This is a genomic window from Longimicrobiaceae bacterium (genome assembly GCA_035936415.1).
In the GTDB taxonomy this organism is placed as follows: Bacteria; Gemmatimonadota; Gemmatimonadetes; order Longimicrobiales; family Longimicrobiaceae; genus JAFAYN01.
Genome location: DASYWD010000082.1, coordinates 1 through 5138, shown reverse-complemented (window position 1 = coordinate 5138; position 5138 = coordinate 1). Strand labels below are relative to the sequence as shown.

The 5138-nt window shown below is 74.7% G+C and carries 4 protein-coding genes; 1 reads left to right on the top strand and 3 read right to left on the bottom strand.

Translation table 11 applies throughout. The annotated features are described in order from the left end of the window. Window positions 1–198: 198 nt before the first annotated feature. The 3 genes from VGR37_03390 to VGR37_03380 form a co-directional block, all read right to left on the bottom strand. On the bottom strand, window positions 199–3192 hold the full coding sequence (locus tag VGR37_03390; GenBank protein ID HEV2146438.1) for a transglutaminase family protein: 2994 nt from the start codon (window positions 3190–3192) through the stop codon (window positions 199–201). A gap of 146 nt (window positions 3193–3338) precedes the next feature. After that, on the bottom strand, window positions 3339–3728 hold the full coding sequence (locus VGR37_03385) for a DUF4870 domain-containing protein (GenBank protein ID HEV2146437.1): 390 nt from the start codon (window positions 3726–3728) through the stop codon (window positions 3339–3341). A 91-nt stretch (window positions 3729–3819) separates the two neighbouring features. Next, window positions 3820–4068, bottom strand: a complete 249-nt coding sequence (locus VGR37_03380; GenBank protein HEV2146436.1) for a hypothetical protein — start codon at window positions 4066–4068, stop codon at window positions 3820–3822. Between the two features lie 349 nt (window positions 4069–4417). On the opposite strand from VGR37_03380, the gene VGR37_03375 reads away from it, so the two are divergent. Further along, window positions 4418–5138: BTAD domain-containing putative transcriptional regulator (locus VGR37_03375; protein ID HEV2146435.1), on the top strand; the 721-nt coding region annotated here is incomplete at its 3' end.

Here is a 5138-nt window from a genome sequence, read left to right as displayed (position 1 = left end):
GCACGGGGGCCGCCTGCGCCTCCACAGCCGCTCCCGCGGAGGGGGTCCGGTCGCCGCACGCCGCCAGCGCGGCCAGCAGGGCGGCCCGGGCGAGCGCGCTCACTTGCTTCATCACTGCCTCCCTGGGCTCTATGGGTTTCCGCCGGCCGGTTCCCGGCTCCACGTCCACTCCTCGCGCGCCGTCTCGTCCGCCCCTCATCAGAACTCCTCGCAGTTGAGCTGGCCCGAGAAGCCCCCGTCGATCCCCCCGTCCAGCGAGACCTGGGCGAGCCCCTCCCCCTTCAGCCCACGGACGATGAGGCCGGCGGCGCACTTGAAGCCTTTGGAGTATTCCTCGCAGAACTTGATCGACCCCGAAACGCCCACCTCGCGCGATTCGCTCCTGGAAATGCTGAAGCAGTCGTGCTCGATCGACGCGCCAACGCCGACCTCCAGCTTCGCCTCCGCCTGGGGGCAGGAGAGGCACAGGGTTCTGCCAATGTGGGCCTCCAGCGCCGCGATCAGCTGCGGCGTCACGCTCCCGTGCTCCAGGAGGAGCGCGGCGAGGGTGAACTGCGTGGTGGTGGCCCCCATGATCAGCCCGATCACCTTTCCCGACTCGTCGTTGAGCGCGATCCGCTCCCCGGCGAGCTCGTACTCGACCATCCCCTGGTGCTCGCCGTCCTCCATGACGCCGATGATCTCGCCGGACGCGGGGTTCACCTCCCACCACCCCCAGCGCGGCGCCCCCGCGAGCCGGACGGCGCGCATGGGGACGACCACCTCGCGCCCGCGGTCGATGGCATTCTCGATCCGGGCCCGGCAGGCGGGCGACGGCCCGTCCAGCTGGTCGAGCGCGGTCCGGGTCCCCGCCCCGATCACCAGCAGGGGGATCCCCTCCGCCTCGGCCTGCGAGACGAGCCGGGCGGTGTTCGCGGAGGCGGCTTCTTGCCCGCTCGCGAGGGCGACGAGCGCGCCCTCCAGCACCGACTCCTGCATGCCCCGCGCGGCCTGGAACACCGGCGCCATGCGGGCGGGGGCGCCGGGGTAGGGGTACGCCCGCACCTCGTCCAGCCGGAGGTCGATGCTCACCTTCGCGTCCAGGCGGTTCTTCTTCCCCTGCGTGGTCTCCACCCCGGCGATGAGGATGCGCGGGGTCGCCCAGGCCAGCGCCACCCCGTTGCGGTCCGCGATCAGGCGGGTGAGGGAGTCCGACTCCGCCGCGAAGCGCAGCGTCAGGAGGTGGCCGGCCAGCGTGCCGGCGGCGTCGTCCATGCGCCCGAGCTCCAGCGCGGCGCCCGCGGCCTGCGGATCGTCCGGTCCCACGCGGGAGAGGCTGCGGGCGCGGCCCTTCAGCGCGCGGAGGTCGATCGCGCCGCCGGCACGCGCCGCCTGTGCCGCAGCGTAGGCGTGGTGCACGCGCCCCGGCACGAGGTTGATCGTGTAGCGGCGCGCCTCCGCCGGAGTGGGAGTGGAGCCGTCCGCACGGAACAGATCCCGCTCGACGGCGCGGGGCGCCTCCCCCGGCGCGGTGAGGGTGAACTCCAGCCACTCGCGGCGGAGCGCGCCCCGCGCGTCTCCGTTCATCACTACCGTGGGCTCAACCTTCTGCGCCGCCCCCGCCACCTCGAGCGCGCGGCGGTAGGCCACCCCCACGATCTTCGCCGGGGCGGCGGGCGCCGCCGGCTCCTTCTCGGCCGAGCCCCCCCCGAGCGCCGAGCCCATCCCCCCCAGCATCCCCCCGGGGGAGCCCATCGCCGCTTCGGGCGCGGCGGCGGCCTGCGGGATCGCCCGGACCACCAGCGAGATGGGGCGGAGGCCGAGCTCCGCGACCGTCCCCTCGAAGCGGCCGAGGTCGCGGACCTTCCCGTCGCCCGTCTCCTCCTTCAGCTTGACTGCCACCCGCTGGAAGAGCTCGGGCGCGGGCTCGTCGAAGTGCTCTTCCGCCTCGGCGTACGCCTCGCCGATCCGGGCGCGCGGGAAGGAGGGATCGAGCGGGAGCCACTCGGCCCCCTGGAAGACCTCCACCCAGAGGTGGGGACGCACGACCTCGCGGAGCGCGTCGTCGGCCGCGGGGTCGTAGGGGGCGTACTCCGGCCCGATCGCCCAGGAGCGGACGCGCGGCGGGTACATCCCCCGGATCACGGCGGTGACGTTGTCGTCTCCGAGCCGCCCGCGCACGAGCCGGACGCGGTACCCCGCGCTCCGCAGCCGGTCGGCGAGAAGCATCGCCTGGTCGGCGGAGTTGCCGCTGCGCGCCACCGCCGTCCCCACCGCGCCGCGGAGGATCCCGGGGTACGGCTCGTAGCGCACGCCGGTGGCGACCCGCGCGAAGATCTCGTCCAGCGTCTCCCCGCCGAAGGCCGCGAGCCACTCCTCTCCGGGAGCCAGCGCCGAGGCGAGCTCGGGGGCCGGGTCGGGGACGGACTTCGCGGCCGGCGCCGTGGAGCCGTCCGCTGCGGCGAGGGCGGCGCCCTCCCCCGCGGCGGTGGCGGGGAGGAAGGCCGCGGCCAGGTTCGGCCTCCCCTGGCGCGTGAGCTCCAGTCCGGTGAGGAGGAAGGCGACGGCGAGGAGCGCCAGGACCACCGCCGGCCGGGCGACGTCTCCGCGGCGCACCAGCCCCACGGTGAGCATACCCGCGCTGAGGAGGATCCCGGCCGGGAGGAGCACCCCCGCGCCGAGGTAGGGCCCGTGGAGCCAGAAGGGGAGCCAGCCGCCCCCCGCGAGCGTCGCCCCGAGCGGCGCGTCGCGGAAGGCCCCGACGGCGATCCCGGCGCCCGCGTAGAGGGCGAGCCCGGCCGGGGCGAAGCGAACCGCGCGGGGGAGCCGCGGGAGCAGGGCGGCCTGCCACGCGGCGGCCGCGAGCGCCGCGACCAGGAGGATGGAGGCGGCCGCGTCGAAGGAAAGCCCGGCGATCAGGAGCCCCCCTCCTCCCGAGCCGTAGCGCACGGCCGGGAAGAGGAAGAGCCACGCCGCCGCCGCGCCGCCGACCAGGAGCGGCGCCGTCCGGGCCCGCCGCCAGAGCGTGGCGGAGAGGGGGAGCGCCACGAGCACGGCGGCGGCCAGCCACCATCGGCCGGGCCACCCCGCGAGCCACGCCTGGACGAGCGCGACCAGCAGGAGCAGGTGCAGCCCCGAGGCGAGCGCGAGCTCCAGGGCGGGGCGCAGCTTCCGCGCGGGAGGGCTCGCGACAGGGGGCGCGGCTTCCATCATCGTATGTCTCTCAGCGGAAGGGAGGTGTCGGGGGCGCGGCAGTAACCGGGAACGCCTCCTCCCGGCCGCCGCGGGGGAGGCCGAGAGGGACGGCGGAGCGGCTCAGGGGCCCGCGGAGCCGGTTCGCCGGCTCCGCGGGGCTCGCGTCAGCGCGCCGCCGGCGCGGCCAGGAGACGGTGGGCCTGGGCGCCCACGAGCGGGACCTCCCACTCCTCCCCCTGGAAGGCCTTGAACATGAGGACGATCCAGAGCACGAAGCTGCCGAAGCCGAAGGCCATCGAGAGCAGCAGGCCGATCAGCCACCCGATGACGGGGACGACGGCGAGGACGGCGCCGAGCACCGAGAGGACGATGCTCGCGACCACCATGGCGATCCCGACGACGATCGACTGCGCGGCATGGAAGCGGACGAACCGGCTCTCCTTCTCGATCAGGAAGAAGACGACTCCGGTGAGGGGGCCGAGCAGGTAGGCCAGCGCGCCGGCCACGTTCGGCGCGAGGCCGGTGCTCTGCGCGGGGACAGGATGTTCGGACATGAGCTTCTCCCGTGGGTTTGCGGATTGTGGAGTGGACCATTCGATCCACTCACCGGAACCGGATCCGGCGCACGTGCGCGGTCCGGCGAGTTCAGGTCGTGGGTGGAGCGGGCGCGGGGTCGTGCGGCTCCGGGGCGGGGACGACGAAGGGGATGCGTACGCGCCCGCACCAGTTCCCCACCAGCAGGAGCAGCTCCTCCCCGCTCAGGAAGGGCCTCTTCTCCCCCGTTCCGAGGTGCTCCACGAGCCCCTCCAGCTCCGGCGGCTCCCCGGGGCGCTCCGAAGCCGTCCGCCGGATCCGGAGCATGAAGTACGAGTACTGCTCCACCTGGATGGGCACCGCCGGCTCCTTCGAAGCGGGTGAGGCAGGGGGGCCGGGGAGTCCCTGGCGCGAGTAGAAGGGGAAAAGAGGTGGAAGCGCGCGAGCTGGGGAGACGAGGCCGCCGTCAAACGTTGTGGGGCACGCCCGCCGCACTTATGATTGCGGCTCCACGCTCCCGCCCCGTGGCGAACCGCCCCTCCCGCTCCCTCCCGCATGCTCCGTCCTGCGAGACAGGTCCCACCGACGTCCCGGCAGCGTCCGTCCACGCGCGGCCTCGACTGCGGTGTACAGGATACGCCGCCGGGCGCAACCCGCCGTGAAGCGGCCGTCAACTATTTGTCTTCCATCGATTTGACGGTCTGACGCCGTGCTTCGCCTGCTGACACTCGGCGAGCTGCGGCTCCTGGACGCGGACGGGGCGCTCGTGCTGGCCGGACGGCGCAAGGAGCTGGCTCTCCTCGCCTACCTGGCGCGCCGCTCCCCCGCCTCCGTGCCCCGCGCGGAGCTGGCCACCCTGCTCTGGGGCGAGCGCGGAGAGGAGCGCGCGCGGCAGTCGCTCCGGCAGGCGGTGCTGGCGCTCAGGAACTGCGTGGGCGACGCGATCACCGCGACCCCGGAGCGCGTCGGGATCGCGCCCGGCACCGTGGAGCTCGACGCGGCTGCCTTCGAGGAGGAGGTCGCCTCCGGTCGGCTGGAGACCGCGGTCCGCCGCTGGAAGGGAGACTTCCTCATCGCCGCGGACGACGCGGGGGGAGAGGCGTACCGCGTCTGGGTGGACGGGGAGCGCGCGAAGCTGCGGCGCCTCCTGGAGAGCGCGCTGGAGCGCTGGGCGGCGGAAGCGGAGGTCCGGGGAGACTGGCGCGCGATGGCGGAGCGCGCGGCGCACTGGGCGGAGAGCTTCCCGCTGGACGTGCGCCCCCATGCGTCGCTGGTCACGGCGCTGCACCTGGACGGGAGGACGGACGAGGCGCTGGCGCAGCACGCCGCGTTCGCGGCGCGCCTGCGCCTTGAGACGGGGGACGAGCCGCCCGACGACTGGGTCCGGCTCGGCGACCGGATCGAGCGGGAGCGGCGGGCGGCCCCTCCTC

Bases quoted from the DNA above. Each gene is read 5' to 3' on its own strand.
- VGR37_03385 (HEV2146437.1), bottom strand. From the start codon at position 3,728: ATGTCCGAACATCCTGTCCCCGCGCAGAGCACCGGCCTCGCGCCGAAC.
- VGR37_03390 (HEV2146438.1), bottom strand. From the start codon at position 3,192: ATGATGGAAGCCGCGCCCCCTGTCGCGAGCCCTCCCGCGCGGAAGCTG.